This is a genomic window from Robertkochia flava (assembly GCF_020166515.1).
Taxonomy (GTDB): Bacteria; Bacteroidota; Bacteroidia; order Flavobacteriales; family Flavobacteriaceae; genus Robertkochia; species Robertkochia flava.
This window is the reverse complement of sequence record NZ_JAINZT010000002.1, coordinates 882812-902024: the sequence shown is the minus strand read 5'-3', so window position 1 is coordinate 902024 and position 19213 is coordinate 882812. Positions and strand designations below refer to the sequence as shown.

At 47.5% G+C, this 19213-nt stretch carries 16 protein-coding genes and 1 tRNA gene; 8 read left to right on the top strand and 9 right to left on the bottom strand.

Annotated features, from left to right (window positions below; translation table 11 throughout):
* Nucleotides 1-94: 94 nt before the first annotated feature.
* The 8 genes from K7R11_RS04405 to K7R11_RS04370 all read right to left on the bottom strand — a co-directional run bounded on the left by K7R11_RS04405 (nt 95) and on the right by K7R11_RS04370 (nt 7290).
* Nucleotides 95-169, bottom strand: a tRNA-Val gene (locus K7R11_RS04405).
* A gap of 60 nt (nt 170-229) precedes the next feature.
* Complete coding sequence (locus K7R11_RS04400; RefSeq protein ID WP_224488956.1) at nt 230-1441, bottom strand: bifunctional folylpolyglutamate synthase/dihydrofolate synthase; 1212 nt, start codon at nt 1439-1441, stop codon at nt 230-232.
* A gap of 4 nt (nt 1442-1445) precedes the next feature.
* On the bottom strand, nt 1446-2363 hold the full coding sequence (locus tag K7R11_RS04395) for a cell envelope integrity protein TolA (protein WP_224488955.1): 918 nt from the start codon (nt 2361-2363) through the stop codon (nt 1446-1448).
* Nucleotides 2363-2749, bottom strand: a complete 387-nt coding sequence (locus K7R11_RS04390; protein WP_224488954.1) for an ExbD/TolR family protein — start codon at nt 2747-2749, stop codon at nt 2363-2365. Before K7R11_RS04390 ends, K7R11_RS04395 begins: the two co-directional genes overlap by 1 nt.
* A gap of 66 nt (nt 2750-2815) precedes the next feature.
* Nucleotides 2816-3505 carry a MotA/TolQ/ExbB proton channel family protein gene (locus K7R11_RS04385; protein ID WP_224488953.1) on the bottom strand — a complete coding sequence of 230 codons (690 nt, stop codon included), beginning with the start codon at nt 3503-3505 and terminating at the stop codon, nt 2816-2818.
* 54 nt (nt 3506-3559) lie between these two features.
* Nucleotides 3560-4921, bottom strand: a complete 1362-nt coding sequence (gene nhaD / locus K7R11_RS04380; RefSeq protein WP_224488952.1) for a sodium:proton antiporter NhaD — start codon at nt 4919-4921, stop codon at nt 3560-3562.
* Between the two features lie 19 nt (nt 4922-4940).
* Nucleotides 4941-6167: a Glu/Leu/Phe/Val dehydrogenase dimerization domain-containing protein gene (locus tag K7R11_RS04375; protein ID WP_224488951.1), complete on the bottom strand. Its 1227-nt coding sequence runs from the start codon at nt 6165-6167 to the stop codon at nt 4941-4943.
* Between the two features lie 64 nt (nt 6168-6231).
* The gene (locus K7R11_RS04370) at nt 6232-7290 is read right to left on the bottom strand and encodes an anhydro-N-acetylmuramic acid kinase (protein ID WP_224488948.1); all 1059 of its coding nucleotides are present in this window, start codon (nt 7288-7290) and stop codon (nt 6232-6234) included.
* A gap of 87 nt (nt 7291-7377) precedes the next feature.
* Between K7R11_RS04370 and K7R11_RS04365 the strand changes: the two genes are divergently transcribed.
* From K7R11_RS04365 to K7R11_RS04330, 8 genes are all read left to right on the top strand, one after another.
* Nucleotides 7378-8520: an acyl-CoA dehydrogenase gene (locus K7R11_RS04365; RefSeq protein WP_224488946.1), complete on the top strand. Its 1143-nt coding sequence runs from the start codon at nt 7378-7380 to the stop codon at nt 8518-8520.
* 440 nt (nt 8521-8960) lie between these two features.
* Nucleotides 8961-13472: a glutamate synthase large subunit gene (gltB, locus tag K7R11_RS04360; protein ID WP_224489141.1), complete on the top strand. Its 4512-nt coding sequence runs from the start codon at nt 8961-8963 to the stop codon at nt 13470-13472.
* Nucleotides 13473-13474: 2 nt separating this feature from the next.
* The gene (locus tag K7R11_RS04355) at nt 13475-14932 is read left to right on the top strand and encodes a glutamate synthase subunit beta (protein WP_224488943.1); all 1458 of its coding nucleotides are present in this window, start codon (nt 13475-13477) and stop codon (nt 14930-14932) included.
* 91 nt (nt 14933-15023) lie between these two features.
* On the top strand, nt 15024-15230 hold the full coding sequence (locus tag K7R11_RS04350) for a hypothetical protein (protein ID WP_224488941.1): 207 nt from the start codon (nt 15024-15026) through the stop codon (nt 15228-15230).
* A gap of 81 nt (nt 15231-15311) precedes the next feature.
* Nucleotides 15312-15869, top strand: coding sequence for a PepSY-associated TM helix domain-containing protein (locus K7R11_RS04345; RefSeq protein WP_224488939.1), 558 nt, complete (start codon nt 15312-15314; stop codon nt 15867-15869).
* A gap of 132 nt (nt 15870-16001) precedes the next feature.
* Nucleotides 16002-16865, top strand: a complete 864-nt coding sequence (locus tag K7R11_RS04340; RefSeq protein ID WP_224488937.1) for a sigma-70 family RNA polymerase sigma factor — start codon at nt 16002-16004, stop codon at nt 16863-16865.
* A 252-nt stretch (nt 16866-17117) separates the two neighbouring features.
* Entirely contained in the window at nt 17118-17777 is a 660-nt protein-coding gene (gene rpe, locus K7R11_RS04335) for a ribulose-phosphate 3-epimerase (RefSeq protein WP_224488935.1), read from the top strand.
* Entirely contained in the window at nt 17777-18754 is a 978-nt protein-coding gene (locus tag K7R11_RS04330; protein WP_224488933.1) for a YpdA family putative bacillithiol disulfide reductase, read from the top strand. Before rpe ends, K7R11_RS04330 begins: the two co-directional genes overlap by 1 nt.
* A 24-nt stretch (nt 18755-18778) precedes the next feature.
* On the opposite strand, the gene K7R11_RS04325 is transcribed toward K7R11_RS04330, so the two are convergent.
* On the bottom strand, nt 18779-19204 hold the full coding sequence (locus K7R11_RS04325; RefSeq protein WP_224488930.1) for a CBS domain-containing protein: 426 nt from the start codon (nt 19202-19204) through the stop codon (nt 18779-18781).
* Nucleotides 19205-19213 lie beyond the last annotated feature (9 nt).

The window sequence follows — 19213 nt, the reverse complement described above, 5'->3', positions numbered from 1 at the left end:
GGTTTTTTTATGCCCCTCCACCGCAAGCAAGCAAGCTTGCGCGGTGTTTGGGCATAAAAAAATCCCGACAGTTACCTGTCGGGATTTTGGGTTGTGGGCGATACTGGATTCGAACCAGTGACCCCCTGCTTGTAAGGCAGGTGCTCTGAACCAACTGAGCTAATCGCCCCTGAATGCGGATGCAAATATAGAACAGTTTTTTAATCCTCAAAAGAAAAAATTAAATAAATCAGACTATTTCCGCAACCGTAAAAGTACTGCCACCCACAAAGACAAGATCATTTGTAGCTGCTTGCCTACAGGCCTCCTCAAGAGCCGCTGTAACTGAACTGTATACATTTCCCTCCAGGTGATACTGGGCTGCCTTTTCCTTAAGCAACCGGGCATCCAGACCTCTTGGAATATCAGGCTTGGCAAAGTAATATTTCACATTTTCCACTGGAAATAAAGGCAGGATCAGATCCAGGTCTTTATCCTTAACAACCCCGATCACCATATGCAGCTGTGCAAACTCTTCTTCCCGGAGTTGCTCCATGACCAGGCTCAGTCCTTCCCGGTTATGAGCGGTGTCACAGATCACCTTCGGATCCTTTCGCAATTGCTGCCACCTGCCCAAAAGTCCGGTATGTTCCACCGTTCGTGATAACCCGTTTTTGATGACTTCCGCATCGACATGAAGACCCTTTATTGCACGAATCGCTGCTACGACAGCCCTGATATTTTTTGATTGATATTTCCCCTTGAGATCAGAAGTAAAGGAGTCGTCGAGAGATGCTGCCAAAATGAGCTCGCTCTCCTCGCTTTTCGCCTTTTCTTCGAACACGGGCCAGGTTTCCGGCTGGTACTCACTCACCACCACGGGAACCCGGTGTTTAATAATCCCCGCCTTTTCCGCAGCGATCATTTCCAGGGTATCGCCCAGCATGTCCATATGATCCATTCCGATATTGGTAATAACCGAAATTTCCGGAGTAATGATATTGGTAGAATCCAACCTCCCACCGAGTCCGACCTCTATCACCGCAAAATCCACCTCCCTTTGGGCAAAATAATCGAATGCCATTCCTACCGTCATCTCAAAAAAGGAACACCGGTGTTCCCTGAAGAATTCCATATGGGTTGTAATGAAATCAACCACGGCCGATTCCGGGATCATTTCTCCGTTTACCTTAATACGTTCCCTGAAATCCCTGAGATGGGGTGAGGTATACAATCCGACCTTAAAGCCCGCCTCCTGCAACACAGAAGCCAACATATGGCTGGTAGACCCTTTTCCATTGGTACCGGCCACGTGAATGCTCTTAAATTTCGTATGAGGATGCCCGAGATGATCATCAAGGGCCATAATATTGGCTAATTTCGGCTTAAAAGCCGATTTGCCGTCGCGCTGATACATGGGTAACTGCGCAAACATCCAGTCTACCGTTTCCTGATATGTCATTTCCTTACTCTCCCAGTTTGAAGTTCACCACAACAAATCCGATCTGTCTTGTAGGTGCTTTGGGGTCGGCATTCCATCTGTAAGAACGTGCCGTTTTTTCTGCCGCCTCCTTCAGGCAGCTTGCAGTATTGGTAGAGCCCTTGACTCCGGGAACCGCGTTAACCACATTTCCATTGCGGTCGACCTCGATCTTCACCACTACCCTTCCGGATTCATTACAATCCTGAATATATTTCTGGCCTGTTACCAGGCTTCTTCCGTTTAAACCATACCCTACTCCACCGGAACCACTACCGGGACTACCAAAATAACTGCTGGCATAGGGATCGCCGTTCAATTGCCCCTTATCCCCGGGACTGTTATCATTACCTTCGCCCCCTGTTGCATTACCGTCGCTGTTATTCAGACCGCCCATCATTTCATCCAGCTTGCGCTTTTTAGCCTCCTGCTCCTGACGTATGCGTTCCTGTTCTGCCTGTCGCTCTCTTTCCTTGCGCTGCTCTTCGGCGATTCGCTCACGTTCCAACTGCTCCTGGCGCTGCTGCTCTTTTCGCGCTTCCTCCTGTTTTCGCAAGCGCTCCTCTTCAGCCTTCTTCATGACCACAGACTCCTCGCTTTCCTGGGTTACCACCTCTTCACTCTGCGCCTTAACAGGCTCCGGAGGAGGGGCCACCTCTTCTATTTTTTCTTCCTTAACCGGTTCCGGCTCTGGCACCGGTTCTGGTTTTGAGCGGATAGGCTCTTTTGGCTGCACCTTACCGCTGCCTACTTCCGAATAACCGAAATTCACGGAGATACCGCTCTCCAGAGGCGGATCAAGATAGGACAACCCAACGTAGAACATCAGGATGATCAATACTGACAGGATAACAGAGGTCAGTGTAAATGATTTTCGTTTATGTCGGGTATCCAGTAATGACATTAGTTAGGCCTTACCGCCAGGATTACTTTATACTTATTTTGATTGGCAATGTCCATAACCCTTACGGCGTTATTGATCGGAACACTCTCCTCTGCTCTAAGGATGATCGTGGGTTTTTCCACGTCCTTCAGGCGTCTTTTAAGTTCGGTCTCCAGGAATTCTTCTTTGACCTTATTATTATCTACAAAAAATTCCAGGTTCCTGTTAATACTCACAGAGACGTTTTGGGTATTGGTAGATTTTCCTTTGGCCTTGGGCAACAAAAGATCCAGGGCATTAGGTGCATTGGAGGTGATCATAAAGAACACCAGCAGCAGGAATACAATATCCGTCATGGAACTCATACTGAATTCGGGAGACACCTTATTTCTTCCTTTAAGTTTCATAAGACAGGTTTTAAATTACCCTTGGGGTTATTCAACGATGGCGCATGGGATCGGGCTAAGCGGAGCTTAGACCGGCTCATTGAGCAGGTCTAAGAATTCCACCGCATTACTTTCCATGGTGTGTACCACTTTTTCTGTACGAACCACCAGGTGATTATATCCAATATACGCCACGATACCTACTATAAGACCGGCCACCGTTGTGGTCATTGCAGTATAAATACCACTGGCCAGCTGTCCCATTTCTGCCTGTCCTCCGCTGGTAGCCATTTGGTGAAAGGCGAGGATCATCCCTATAACCGTACCAAGGAACCCGATCATGGGCGCCGCACCGGCTACGGTTGCCAGGATACTCACATTTTTCTCGAGCTTATACACTTCCAGTGTACCGGCATTTTCGATGGCCTTATTGATATCCTCCAGGGGCTTTCCTATGCGGGAGATCCCTTTTTCGGTAAGTCTTGCCACCGGAGAATCGGTTTGAGCACAAAGAATTCGCGCAGACTCGAGCTTACCGCCCGAAACGTGATCTCTGATCTGGTTCATAAAATTCTTATCAATCTTTGATGCCGCTTTGATAGCAAACAACCGTTCAAAGTAGATATACAAAGCAACGAAAAGAAGGACGAAAAGAATGGCTATAATAACCACACTACCTGTACCCCCATTCGCGATCAGATCAATCACAGAGAGCGTTTTCTCTTCTGAGAGCAGCTCTTCAGCTGCCTCCTGTGAAGCTTCTTGAAAAAGTATCATAGGCAATTAAATAGGTTAAAGTTCTATAACGGTAATTTACAATTTAAATTATGCTTACAGCACAAAATTTCGCAGGGCAATAAAGATTACGGCACCGCCTATAAATCCAACAAAAGCGAGCCATGCGATCTTTTTCAGATACCAGAAGAAATCGATCTTCTCCATACCCATAGCCACTACTCCCGCAGCAGAACCGATAATGAGCATACTTCCTCCGGTTCCTGCAGAATAGGCGATAAAATGCCAAACCGCATCATCCAGGGGCACAGAGAACATCCCGATACTCGCTGCCACCAATGGCACATTATCGATGACGGCAGATCCAACTCCAAGGATAAGTACTACCAGGTCAGAAACGAGCTCACCCACAGGCTCCGTTCCTAATTTTGGCATGGTCTGCTCCAGGGTTTCAGCAAAATGAAACAGCATCCCCAGGGATTCCAGCGCTGCCACAGCCATCAGGATACCAAGGAAGAAAAGGATACTTGGCATCTCAATTCTCGACAGGGAATGGTGTACAGGACTGTGATGTCCCACAGGGTCGTTAGATTCATCTGCATGAACCTCAGAAAGACTGAACTTCGAGCTGCTGTAGATCTCCGCAAAAGCGGCCACCACAGCAAGAGACAGCATCATCCCTACATAAGGAGGCAGGTGGGTTATGGTCTTAAAAACCGGAACAAAGACGATAGACCCCAACCCGAGATAAAGCATGGTAGAAGCATAAGGACTTTTGGGTTTTTCGTTGCCAAAATCACCTTCGATCTCCCCCTGAAAAACACTCATTCTCGAAGCGATATAGGTGGGCAACACCATACAAACAATAGACGGTAACAGTACATGAAGTATCAGTTGCGTAACGGTCACCTTGTTGGCGATCCAAAGCATGGTGGTTGTCACATCCCCAATAGGAGACCAGGCACCACCGGCATTGGCGGCAATAATTATAAGGCCGGCAAACCACAAGCGAAGGTTGCGATCCTTGATCACCTTCTGAAGAATGGTGATCAACACAATGGTTGCGGTCAGGTTATCTATAATAGCTGAAAGTATAAAGCCCAGAATGGCAAAAATCCATAACAGCGTACGTTTTCTTTTGGTTTGGATATACCCTTTAATGGTCGCGAAACCATCAAAGTAATCGATGATCTCCACAATAGTCATCGCCCCGAGCAGGAAGACCAGGATCTCGGCCGTTTTCCCTAAATGGTGCAGCAGGATCTCATCGAGATGCGTAGCTTCCAGTTCTTTTAATTCGGTATTCACCTCAAACACCGGCAAGTGGGTAAGCGCGATCAGAGCCCATAACAAGGCCATCATTCCAAGTGCAGGAATAAGTTTATCTATTTTGAGATTGTGTTCGAGGGTAATAGCAAGGTACCCGAGAATAAAAGTCAGAATAATAATTGTTTCCATAGAAATGTGTTAGTTTCGTCTAAATTAATTGTTTTAAAGCGATTTCGAAAGCAGTGCTGCTGATATTTGTTTTGGCAGCACTCTGCTTAAAGGTATTTTGAAGGGCTTTCTTAATTGTTGAGGAGGTATCATCAAAAATAGCCTCATCCGTCATCTCCACCCTGCGCTCCATAAAATAGGCAAACACGCGGGCCATTCCGCAGTTCGAAATAAAATCAGGGATCAGACTGATACGCTGGTCGGTGTATTCCATAATTTCTCCAAAGAAGATCTCCTTATCGGCAAAAGGCACGTTTGCACCACAGCTCACCACCTCGAGACCTTTATCGATCAGGCTGTTGATCTGCGCCTTGGTGATTAAGCGGGAAGCCGCACAGGGAGCAAAAACCTCAGCCTGCATTTTCCACACCCGCTCATTCATTTCCTCGAAGGGAATCAGGTTTTCTGCCCTCAGGGTATTGCCATCCTTATTAAGGAACAGGTCGCGGATCTCCTCAAAACTAAATCCATCCTCATTGATAAGTCCGCCGGAAATATCGATAATGGCCACTACCTTAGCTCCCATTTGTGCCAGGTAGTAAGCTGCTGCAGAACCTACATTCCCAAAACCCTGTACTATGGCTTTCTTACCTTTCACATTACCGCCATAGATATCGTAAAAATGACGAACGGCCTCGGCCACCCCATAACCAGTGATCATATCCGCAACAGTATACTTTCGGCGGATGTCGGGCGAATAGGCATCACTTTCCAACACCTTAATCACCCCCTGGCGCAATTGCCCGATCCGGTTAATCTTATCGGCTTCCGAAGGTTTAAAATGACCATTAAAAACGCCTTCCTGAGGGTGCCAGACTCCACAGTCTTCTGTAATGGGAATTACCTCGTGGATCTCATCCACATTGAGATCCCCGCCGGTACCATAATAGCTCTTCAACAATGGGGAAACCGCCTTATACCAGCGCTCGAGCACGCCCTTTTTCCTGGGGTCCTTGGGATCGAAATTGATACCGGACTTTGCCCCGCCTATAGCCGGACCTGAAACGGTAAATTTAACTTCCATGGTCTTGGCCAGGGAAAGCACCTCATTCATATCCAACCCCTTTCTCATGCGGGTACCCCCTCCGGCAGCACCTCCCCGGAGCGAATTGATAACGGTCCACCCTTCGGCATCGGTCTCAGGGTCTTTCCAGTTAAATACAATCTCCGGTGATCGCTCTTCGTATTTCTTTAATAAATCTTTCATAGCTTGGTTAAAATGCCCCCAAATATAAAAAACTAAAAATGACTCTAATGTTAAAGCGTAACTCTCAGCGTATAAAAACGTATCCGCTGCTGTGGTCGGCGCTGGCTCCCGTTACGCTGCTAAGGCAGTTTACCTCCTCCCTTAACCTGAGCACACCCAGGAGACCGAAAATAAGTGCCTCCTTGTATTCCAGGATCTTAGCTTCAGGGATTACAACCTGAGCCTCAATGCGCTTTCTCAGTTCTTCGATCAAAAAAGAATTGTAAGCACCCCCGCCGGTCACCAGCAGGTCGCCTTCTTCACCAAGGGAATCGGCAAGTATATCAGCAACATGAACCGTATAGGTGGCAAGCACATCTTCGGCCCCCAGATCAAAGGAATCGATCAGGGGCAACACCTCGGCCTCTACCCACTCTATCCCCAGGGATTTAGGAGCAGGTTGTTTATAAAAAGGCAAAGTCGATAATTCTTTCAGCAGGCCCAGATTAACACAAGCTGACCTGGCCACGTCGCCACCTGAATCATATGGCATATTGAGCTTTTCGGCGTAATGATTCAACACGGTATTGACTGCACAGATATCAAAAGCCAGACGCTGCCCGTCCTTTTCTGTAGAGACATTGGCAAAACCTCCCAGGTTCAGGCAATAGCGGTATTCCGGAAAAAGCAGACGGTCTCCTACAGGTACCAGGGGAGCCCCCTGTCCGCCCAGCTTCACATCCTCTATCCGGAAATCGCACACCACCTTGTTGCGGGTGAGCCGGGCGAGTTCCGGACGGTTCCCGATTTGCAGAGTAACGCCCTTGTGAGGCTGGTGAAATACCGTATGCCCGTGAGAGCAAATGGCATCGAGGTCCGTGATTCCGTTTTCCGAAATAAAATCCTTGATCACCCCGGCGAGGTATTGAGTGTATTCGACATCCATCTGCGCAATATCCTCCTGCCCCATTCGCACAGCTTCCCTGAATTTCTTCAGCCACGATGAGGGGTAAGGGATGGTTACTGCTTCTGCGATCTCAAAACTCCATTGGTCATTCTTTTCAAAATGAATCCGGGCGATATCGATTCCGTCGAGGGATGTTCCTGACATCACCCCGAGCACATGGTAGGTTTGCTTTTCCATTTCGGTAAAATTAACTAACTAAGATTGATAAAATTGCATTTTAAAAGTATCTTTGAGCCCCTTTTCTAAAAAAACACTAAAAATACAATGGATTTTAAACTTTCCGAAGAGCATTTAATGATACAACAGGCTGCCCGTGATTTCGCGCAGACTGAATTACTACCGGGAGTCATTGAACGAGATGAGAAGCAAGAGTTCCCGGCTGAACAGATTAAAAAGATGGGAGAACTCGGATTCATGGGGATGATGGTTTCTCCGGAATACGGCGGAAGCGGGATGGACACGGTAGCCTACGCCCTTGCCATGGAAGAGATCTCCAAGGTAGATGCGTCGGCATCGGTGGTTATGAGCGTAAACAACTCTTTAGTTTGCTGGGGACTGGAAACCTACGGCAGTGAAGAGCAAAAACAAAAATACCTCACAAAACTGGCCTCAGGAGAAATGCTGGGAGCCTTTTGCCTTTCTGAACCGGAAGCCGGAAGTGATGCGACTTCTCAGAAAACCACGGCCATAGATAAAGGAGACCACTATATTCTTAACGGCACCAAGAACTGGATCACCAACGGAGGAACTGCAGACGTATACCTGGTGATCGCCCAAACCTACCCGGAAAAAGGGCATCATGGCATCAACGCCCTGATCGTTGAGAAAGGAATGCCCGGATTTGAAATTGGCCCGAAAGAGCAAAAAATGGGAATCCGCGGGAGTGACACCCATTCACTCATGTTCACCGATGTGAAGGTTCCTAAGGAAAACCGTATCGGAGAAGACGGGTTTGGCTTTAAATTCGCCATGAAAACCCTGGCGGGCGGACGCATCGGGATCGCCTCCCAGGCCCTTGGAATTGCATCCGGCGCTTATGAACTGGCTAAGGAGTATTCTAAAGTGAGAAAAGCCTTTGGCAAGGAGATCTACAAACACCAGGCTATCGCTTTCAAACTGGCCGATATGCATACCCAGATCGAAGCTGCCCGCCACCTGGTACTTAAGGCAGCATGGGACAAAGACAATGGAGAGAATTACGACCTAAGCGGAGCAATGGCAAAACTTTACGCCTCCCAGGTAGCCATGGATGTAACTGTTGAAGCTGTCCAGGTGCATGGGGGTAACGGATATGTAAAGGAATACCATGTAGAGCGCCTCATGAGGGATGCCAAGATCACCCAAATCTATGAGGGGACCAGCGAAATTCAAAAGATCGTAATCTCAAGAGGTATACTGAAGGACTAGTCTTTTCATTCTATTACAACATTTTCCTTCAGTCCGAAAGCACAACCCGAAAACACGATTCAGGTTGTGCTTTTTTTATGGCTTTCCAAAAACATCGGGAAATACATCCATACGACTTTACAGTTTCTCACCCCCGCTTACCCCCCCGTCATTCACACACCTAAACTACTCGGATGGCGTATATTTTACGATAAACCCCTAATAAGAGAGGGGATGGATTGCCATATATCTGCAATTACTATTAACAGACCCCTCAATAACCAGGGTTAACCTTTGAAACACCCTCCGAATTAAGGCATTCATAATTTACCATGGGCTGAAATGTATATTTAACAAAATGATACCGTTCATTTTTCGAAATTCAATTTTCTGCATCTAATATTCTGATTTACTGAATTTTTGCCACTGTTTTGGTTAATTTAAAAGGAACAATTCAAGATATTATGATAAAGGAACAAGGTTTATACGCACCGGAATTCGAACATGATAATTGTGGAGCAGGTTTCATTTGTAACCTGAAAGGAATAAAATCCAACACTATAATTCACAAAGCTCTTGATATCCTTGTACGGCTGGAACACCGGGGAGCGGTAAGTGCAGATGGAAAAACCGGAGACGGAGCCGGAATCCTTATAGAAATCCCACATGGATTTTTTAAAAAAGTATGCCCTTTTTCCCTGCCGGAAACCGGGGATTATGCCGTGGGTATGGTATTTCTTCCTCCTTCCGAAAACCAGGCCAACCTCTGCATGGATCTGTTTGAAAATGCCTGCTCCACTCAAAAGCTGAACATCCTGGGCTGGAGAGATGTCCCGGTAGACCAAAGCTGCCTGGGCAGTATCGCTGCCCAAAGCGAACCCCGCATTAAACAGGTATTTATAGGGAAAGACCACAGGGGTACTACTGACCAGCGCTTTTCAGATCAACTCTTTAGCGCAAGAAAAACAGCAGAGCATCAGGTAGAGAACTCAGGACTCTCGGAGGCCGGATACTTCTATTTCTCCAGTTTGTCTGCCACGACAATCATTTATAAAGGTTTACTTATGCCCCAGGACATCAGTACGTATTACACAGACCTGAAAGACCCTGACCTGATCACAAAACTGGCCCTGGTACACCAGCGATTTTCCACCAACACCTTTCCCACATGGGATCTGGCTCAGCCCTTTAGATACATGTGCCACAATGGCGAGATCAACACACTGAAGGGGAACCTGAGCCGAATGAAAGCCAGGGAAGAGTTACTTCAGAGCTCCCGTTTCGGGGAACACATGAAAGATATTCTCCCGGTAGTAATCCCCGGAAAATCCGATTCAGCTTCCATGGACATGGTCCTTGAACTGTTACTGCATACCGGAAGGTCCCTGCCCGAAGCCATTATGATGCTAGTTCCGGAAGCCTGGGAGAAACACTACTCCATGAGCGCTGAGAAAAAAGCGTTTTACGAATACCACTCCTGTATTATGGAACCCTGGGACGGGCCGGCATCAATTCCCTTTACAGACGGGAAATACATTGGTGCCGTACTCGATCGAAACGGACTTCGCCCATCGAGATATACCGTCACGAAAGACGGCTATGTGATCATGTCATCAGAAACCGGGGTGGTAGATATCGCACCGGAGAATATCGCTATGCACGGCCGACTGGAACCTGGAAAAATGTTCCTCGTAAACATGGAAGAAGGCCGGATCGTGAATGACGAAGAAGTAAAATCTGAGATCGTCGGGAAACGTCCGTATAAAACCTGGATCAGCGAACACCTCCTGCCCCTGGCAGACATCCCCTATACAGGAAATCAGACGGATGATGAAAAAGTCGCCTCCGAAATACGGCAGCGGTTATTCGGATACACCTCAGAAGATATTACCACTGTAATTACCCCCATGGCATCTGAAGGCAAAGAAGCCATTGGATCCATGGGTACAGACACCCCCCTCGCAGTGCTTTCAGGTCGATCGCAATTGCTTTACAATTACTTTAAGCAGTTGTTTGCCCAGGTCACCAATCCGCCTCTTGACGGAATCCGGGAAGAGATCGTTACCGATACCTCTATCATGATCGGCAGCGACCTCAACCTGTTCAGTATTATTCCAGAGCAGGCTAAAAAGCTTAAGATTCAGAACCCGGTGATCTCCAATGAAGACCTGGATAAGATCAGGTTTTTACAGCATCCGGACTTCAAAGCGATATCCATCGCCATGCTGTACGAGGCAGACAAAGGACTGAACGGCCTGGAAAACCGACTGGAATCCATGCTGGATGAAATCACGGAAGCGGTAAAGCAGGGAGGGAATATGATCATACTTTCAGACAGAAATGCATCCCGGGAGATGGCCCCCATACCTGCTTTGCTCGCCTGCTCACACGTACATCATGGCCTGAAGAGAAAAGGTGTTCGCTCTTCGGTAGGTATCATCATCGAATCGGCCGAACCCAGGGAACCACATCATTTCGCGATGCTCTTCGGATATGGAGCCAGCGCCATTAATCCATACATGGTAAACGAGATCATCATCAACCTTTCGCGTTCCGGGGCCCTGGACATCCATCCGGAAAAAGCCATCAACAACTACAACAAAGCCATCGCTAAAGGCATTGTGAAGATCATGAACAAGATCGGTATCTCAACCCTGCATTCCTACCGCGGCGCTCAGATCTTTGAAGCGCTCGGACTGAACAGGAAATTTGTAGACCGGTATTTCTGTAATACTCCAACCCGGATCGAGGGCATAGGCCTTTATGAAGTGGAAAAAGAGATCCAGGAGCGCAGAAGAAAAGCATTTGATCATCCTTCGCACCTCCCTGCACTTGAGATCGGAGGAGATTACCGATGGAGAAGAAACGGAGAACACCATATGTTTAACCCGGCCACCGTAGCTAAGCTGCAACAGGCCGTTCGGCAAAACAATCCTAAAAGCTACCGGGAGTATTCAGACATGATCAATAAGCAAAGTGAAAGGTTAATGACCCTAAGGGGGATGTTTTCGTTCCGAAGTCTCAACCCTATTCCCCTGGAAGAGGTAGAACCCTGGACCGAGATCGTAAAGCGCTTTAAAACCGGGGCTATGTCGTTTGGATCGATAAGCAGGGAGGCCCACGAAAACCTCGCAATTGCCATGAACCGTCTTGGTGGGAAAAGCAATTCCGGGGAAGGAGGTGAAGATCCGGAACGCTTTCACAGAGATCTGAACGGGAATTGGAAAAACAGTGCAATTAAGCAGGTGGCCTCCGGTCGCTTTGGCGTCTCCATTAACTACCTGTCTAATGCCAGGGAAATACAGATAAAAATGGCCCAGGGAGCCAAGCCTGGGGAAGGCGGACAATTACCCGGCCCAAAGGTGAACCCTGAGATCGCCAGAACGCGGAACTCGACCCCGTATGTAGGGTTGATCTCCCCTCCTCCGCACCATGACATTTATTCCATCGAAGACCTCGCCCAGCTCATCTTTGACCTTAAAAATGCGAACAGGGACGCCAGGATCAACGTAAAACTGGTCTCGGAGGCCGGGGTGGGTACGATAGCCGCAGGAGTAGCCAAAGCCAAAGCCGATGTTGTACTGATCTCAGGATACGACGGAGGAACAGGCGCCTCCCCCCTGACCTCTCTGCGCCATGCCGGATTACCCTGGGAACTTGGGATCTCGGAAGCCCACCAGACCCTCGTCTTAAACGATCTCCGCAACAGGATCACCATAGAATGCGACGGACAGCTAAAAACCGGGAGAGATGTAGCCATCGCCTGCCTTTTAGGCGCAGAGGAGTTCGGTTTCGCCACCGCACCCCTGGTAGCGTCCGGGTGTATCATGATGCGTGCCTGCCACCTCAACACTTGTCCGGTGGGTATTGCCACCCAGGACCCTGAGCTGCGCAAAAATTTTAAAGGTTCCCCCGAACACGTCATTAACTATATGTATTTCGTGGCCCAGGAGCTGAGGGAGATCATGGCCAGCCTCGGCTTCAGGACGCTGAATGATATGGTAGGACAAAGCCAGAAGCTCGATATGAATAAGGCGCTTTCACATTACAAAGCACAAGGCGTCGATCTTTCCAGAATATTGTATAAGGCAAAGCTTCCTTTAGAAAAGCCAGTGTATAAGACCCAGGCCCAAGAACATCATCTCGAAAATGTTCTCGATTTTGAGATTCTGAAAAAAGCGCACCCGGCCATATACAGGAAGGAAAAGGTTAGCCTTGAATACCCCATCAGCAATATTAACAGGACCACCGGCACCATTATCAGTAATGAAATCGCAAAGCTTCACGGAGAAAACGGGCTCCCGGAAGACACCTTATCCCTCTATTTTAAAGGCTCTGCAGGACAGAGTTTCGGTGCATTTGCTGCAGAAGGACTAAGCATGACCATAGAGGGCAATGCCAACGATTACCTGGGCAAAGGATTGTCCGGGGGCAAACTCATTGTAAAGGTTCCCAGGGAAGCCGACTTCCGGCCGGAGGAAAATGTCATCATTGGTAATGTGGCCCTTTACGGAGCCATTCGGGGAGAAGCCTATATCAATGGGATGGCGGGTGAACGGTTCCTGGTAAGAAATTCAGGGGCCAGAGCTGTTGTAGAGGGGGTTGGCGATCACGGATGCGAATATATGACCGGAGGTATTGCCGTGATCCTTGGAAAAACCGGCCGAAACTTCGCCGCAGGTATGAGCGGAGGAATGGCCTTTATTTACAACCAGGAAGGCAACATTGTTGCCGATCACTTCAATATGGAAATGATCGAACTGGAAGACCCCACAGGAGAAGATCTCCGTGAGCTCCACAGACTGATCTCCAATCATGTAAAATACACCAATAGTCCGCTGGCCGGAAACATTCTGAACGATTGGGAAAACAACAGGAAAAATTTTATCAAGGTGATGCCGGTGGAATACAAAAAGGCATTACAGAGGCTAGCAAACCAAAAAGCGAATAAAAAGAATTACACAAAAATTTAGAAATGGGAAAACTTAGAGGATTTTTGGAATACGAAAGAAAACATGAACCCACCACTCCCGTTAAAGAACGTATCCGGCATTACAGGGAGTTTACACAGGAACTACCTGTAAAAGATCTAAATAATCAGGGTGCCCGTTGTATGGATTGCGGGATCCCATTTTGCCATAGTGGTTGTCCCCTGGGAAATCTTATCCCCGACTTCAATGATGCCGTTTACCGCAACGACTGGAGAACGGCCCTGGAGATCCTTCATGCCACCAATAATTTTCCGGAATTCACTGGCAGGCTTTGTCCTGCCCCATGTGAATCGGCTTGCGTTCTGGGCCTGATCAAAAGCCCGGTAGCCATTGAACTTATAGAAAAAACCATTGTTGAGCGCGGCTTCAAAGAAGGATGGATACAACCACAGCCCCCGGAAAGAAGAACCGGGAAGCAGGTTGCCGTGGTAGGTTCCGGCCCGGCAGGTCTTGCTGCAGCTCAACAGCTCAACAGGGCCGGTCACCAGGTCACCGTTTACGAACGTGATGCCCGGCCCGGGGGATTACTCCGGTACGGGATTCCGGACTTCAAGCTGGAAAAACATCTGATAGACAGGCGCATCGATATCCTGAAAAAAGAAGGAATCGAATTCGTTACCAACACCGAAGTAGGAAAAGATATTTCCACTGAGGAACTCAATTCATTTGATGCTATCCTCCTTTCGGGAGGAGCTACCAAAAGAAGACCGCTTCCTATTGAGGGAGCAGAAGCCTGCGGTGTTACTCAGGCCATGGCGTTTTTAAAACACAATAATGAACGGGTCTCAGGTACGGCAGATTTTGATCCGGATTACAACGCCAAAGACAAGCATGTGATCGTCATTGGTGGCGGGGATACCGGGTCTGATTGTATCGGAACATCGAACCGACAGGGCGCCCGCTCAGTGATTAACCTGGAAATTATGCCCATGCCTTCATCACAAAGAACCGAAGCCCATCCCTGGCCTTACTGGCCTTTTACCCTGAAAACAACCTCTTCTCATGAGGAAGGCTGCCAGAGACAGTGGAGCGTTATGACCAAGGCATTCCTAACCGATGAGCAAGGAAAATTAAAGGCCCTTAAAACGGTTGATGTGGAATGGGTGCAAATTCCCGGAGAAGCGCCCCAGCTTAAGGAGAAAGAAGGCTCGGAGAGAGAATGGCCCTGTGACCTGGCCCTTTTGGCTCTCGGATTCACCGGCCCCGAACCGTTACTGCCGGAACATTTTAATGTAAGAACCAACCGCCGGAGTAATGTGGAAGCCACAGGGTATCAGACCAATATACCACACATTTTTACTGCTGGAGATATGCGCCGTGGGCAATCGCTTATCGTTTGGGCGATTTCCGAAGGCAGGGAGGCTGCCAGAGCCGTAGATATATACCTGATGGGTGAAAGCCAACTGCCCACCAAGGAAAAAGGAGATCTTCCCGGGGCCTAAAATTCCTCGCTTAATTTAGCTCAAAGGTCTATTTCTTGGCAGTAAACATGGTGTAACCGCGGTTTCCAACAACGACCAACCTTTGGGTACCATGAAGGAAAAGGCAGATGGCAGCAGGCAATTTAAAAAAGTAATCCGCTACCCCGGGATGATCATCTCCAACAAGGCCAACATAGCCCTTGCCAATGACCTGCACAAACAGGCAGGGTCTATATGTTTAATGGCTAACAGCTGTAATTTCCCTGTTGAACACCACCCCAAAACCCAATGCAAGTCTCCCCTTCACCACAGGCGTTAAATTGTTCTTAAAGCCGAAAGCCGGATGTGTTAATTAAAAAAATACCTCTTAAGTTTGACAACCTCAAATGCTCCTACCATAATGGCTAACAGCAGACAGAAACACGCCCGTATCCTCAGGGACTTCAGAAAGGTTCACCGCTATACCGGTGCCCTGCTGTTTATCATCTTTTTGTTTATCGCTCTTACCGGGATCTCCCTGGGTCTGAAGAAGAATACCGGCGATATGATCCTGCCAAAAACCAGAACGGGTACCACATCCCAGTTAACGGACTGGCTTTCTCTTGCCGAACTGGAAAGCAAGGTGTACCGTCACCTGGATTCCATCGGGAAACCGGAGGTGACCCTGGACCGGGTAGATATCCGCAAGGATAAGGGAATTGCCAAATTCATTTTCAAAGAAGAGGTACTGGAGGTACAGGTCAACGGAGCAAACGGGAAAATTCTCAATACCGGCAAACGTTACAGCGATCTTCTGGAAGACCTCCATGACGGATCCTATGTCGACGATCTTTTCGGAATTCCTCACGGTATCTTCAAGATCATTTACACTATGGTAAGTGGTTTGGCCCTGCTTATTTTCACCATTACCGGGTTCTGGCTGTGGTACGGCCCCAAATACATGAAACGCCTCCGGTAATCTTCACCCTTTGCGCCCTTTGTTCATAAGGGATTAAACTTTTTTTTGATCTTTATTGTAACCTTTTCTCCTTTTCGTACGTATAACTTTAAGCACACCCATTATTCACTAAAAACATTCAGGACAGATTAGATGAGACAGCTCAAAATTACGAAGCAGGTTACGAACCGTGAAACCGCTTCCCTGGACAAGTATCTACAAGAAATTGGTAAAGTTGACCTGATCACCGCCGACGAGGAGGTGGAACTGGCACAGCGAATCAAAGCCGGAGACCAGCGCGCCCTTGAAAAGTTAACCAAGGCTAACCTGCGTTTCGTGGTTTCGGTTGCGAAGCAATATCAGAACCAGGGATTAACCCTACCTGACCTCATCAATGAAGGAAACCTTGGCCTTATCAAGGCGGCACAGCGTTTTGATGAGACCCGTGGATTCAAGTTTATTTCTTATGCCGTCTGGTGGATTCGTCAGTCTATTCTTCAGGCCCTCGCAGAACAGTCAAGGATCGTAAGATTGCCCTTAAACAAGATCGGATCGATTAACAAGATCAACAAGACCTTCGCTTTTCTGGAGCAAGCTCATGAAAGGGTACCCTCTGCAGAAGAGATCGCCAAGGAACTCGACATGTCCGTGAACGACGTAAAAGAATCCATGAAAAATTCGGGGCGTCATGTATCTATGGATGCTCCCCTTGTAGAGGGTGAAGATTCCAATCTATACGACGTACTTCGAAGCGGGGAATCGCCAAATCCGGACAAGGATCTGTTGCACGAATCGCTCAGAACAGAGATCGAAAGAGCGCTTGAAACCCTGACGCCAAGAGAGGCAGATGTGATCCGACTTTATTTCGGGCTGGGAGATCAACACCCTATGACCCTGGAAGAAATCGGTGAAACTTTTGACCTGACAAGAGAGCGTGTAAGGCAGATCAAAGAAAAAGCGATCAGAAGACTTAAGCATACCTCAAGAAGCAAAATCCTTAAGACCTATCTGGGCTAAATATTGCATTTACAAATTATTTTTGTATTTTACGCGAACAAATTTGATATTACATCGCGCTAAAATATTTACAATAACAACAGTTCATCATAACTGTTCGTTTTTTGATTGATGAATGAACTCCGGCTGATTACCGGAGTTTTTCATTTCACAGGGTTAGAGCTCTTGCCTTCCGGAGCGTTAACACCTTCTAAAACAAGCCTCCTAAAAGATTAATTTGCCTTACTTTTGTATCGAAATTTAAACAACCCTATGGACAAAAAACTCATAGCCCCTTCAATGCTTGCAGCCGACTTCGGTAACCTGCAACGCGATACAGAGCTGGTAAACGAATCCCAGGCAGATTGGTTCCACATTGACATTATGGATGGTGTATTTGTACCCAACATCTCTTATGGTATGCCGGTATTGAAAGCGATTCAGAAGCACGCCAAAAAACCCCTGGATGTACACCTGATGATCGTTGATCCCGACCGTTACATTAAGAGCTTTGCCGATCTGGGTGCCGAAATACTAACCGTACATTACGAGGCCTGCACCCATCTTCACAGAACCCTTCAGGCTATAAAGGCAGAAGGGATGAAGGCAGGAGTTGCCCTGAACCCACACACCCCGGTCTCTGTACTGGAGGACCTCATAGAAGATATCGACCTCGTTCTGATCATGAGTGTAAACCCCGGATTCGGTGGACAAAAATTCATCGAGAATACCTATAAAAAAGTACGGCAGTTAAAAGCCCTGATCCGGCAACACGAGACAACAACTCTTATAGAAGTAGACGGCGGAGTGAATGCTGCCAATGCCGGAGCACTTGTGGAAGCCGGTGCCGATGCCCTGGTTGCCGGAAGCTTTGTATTTTCCAGTGAAGATCCAAAAGCAACCATAGCCAATCTTAAAGAAGTAATAGCTTAATGATACACAAAGAGCTGATCATTATAGGCGGAGGGCCCATAGGTATTGCCTGTGGGCTCGAGGCCAAAAAACAAGGTTTAGACTACCTCATACTTGAAAAGGGAACTCTGGTGAATTCGCTTTTCAATTACCCGGTGAACATGCAATTCTTTTCCTCTTCTGAAAAACTGGAGATCGACAACATCCCGTTTATCAGTAAAGAGGCAAAACCAAAACGCAATGAAGCCCTGGAATATTACAGGCGTATTGTCACCGGAAATCAGCTTCACATCAACCTGTTTGAGAAGGTGGAGGAGGTAGAGAAAAAGGATGATCGCTTTTATATTACCTCATCAAAAAATACCTATAGCAGTAAGTACCTGGTAGTAGCCACCGGATTCTACGACCTGCCCAATCTACTCAACGTACCCGGAGAGGATAAAGACAAGGTTTCCCATTATTACAACGATCCGCATTATTATGCCATGCAAAAGCTGGCAGTGGTCGGAGCGAGTAACTCGGCTGTAGATGCCGCCCTGGAATGCTATCGCAAAGGAGCCGAGGTCACTATGATTGTCAGGGGTCCGGGTATCGGAGAACGGGTGAAATACTGGGTGAAACCCGACATGGAGAATCGCATTAAGGAAGGCTCCATCAAAGCTTACTTCAACGCCGAGATCGAGGCCATTAAAGACAAGACCATCCTTATACGGCAGGAAGGCAAAACATTTGAAATTGAAAATGACTATGTGCTGGCCCTAACAGGGTACCGGCCTAATTTCAGTTTTCTCAGGAATATGGGGATTCAACTTTCTGATGACGAAAAATACTACCCTCAGTACGATGAGAAAACCATGGAAACCAATGTTAAAGGCTTATACCTGGCAGGAGTGATCTGCGGTGGTATGGATACCCACTTATGGTTTATTGAAAACTCAAGAATTCACGCCAGAATGATCCTCGATCATATCGCTTCCGTAGAGAAAGAAAAGGTCTGATTGTATTCCTTGCCCTGAAGGGGGTTATTTATAAGCCTCGTTCAGGTAATACCGGATCACATCTGTGGTGGTAACAATACCCACAAGCTCGTCCTTATCTACAACGGGAAGAGCGTGAAACTCCCTACCGGTAAGAATAGCAGCAGCCTCTTTTACCGTCGTATCCGATGAAATAGTTTCCGGCACGCGGGTCATCACCTGTGGCAATTTGAACATATTGTAAACTACGGACTCTACCGTATCATCGTCTTCGTCAATAACATCGGCATAACTGATTCGCATCAGATCGGTAAGACTTAAAATACCCACGATCTTTTTCCCGTCGGTAACGGGAATATGACGAATCTTATGTTTGTTGAATAACTTTTCTGCCTTGTAAAGATCATCATTCACATTTAACTGAACCAGCTCTCTGGTCATGATCCTGTCTACTGTATCCTTGATATCCATAGTCGTATT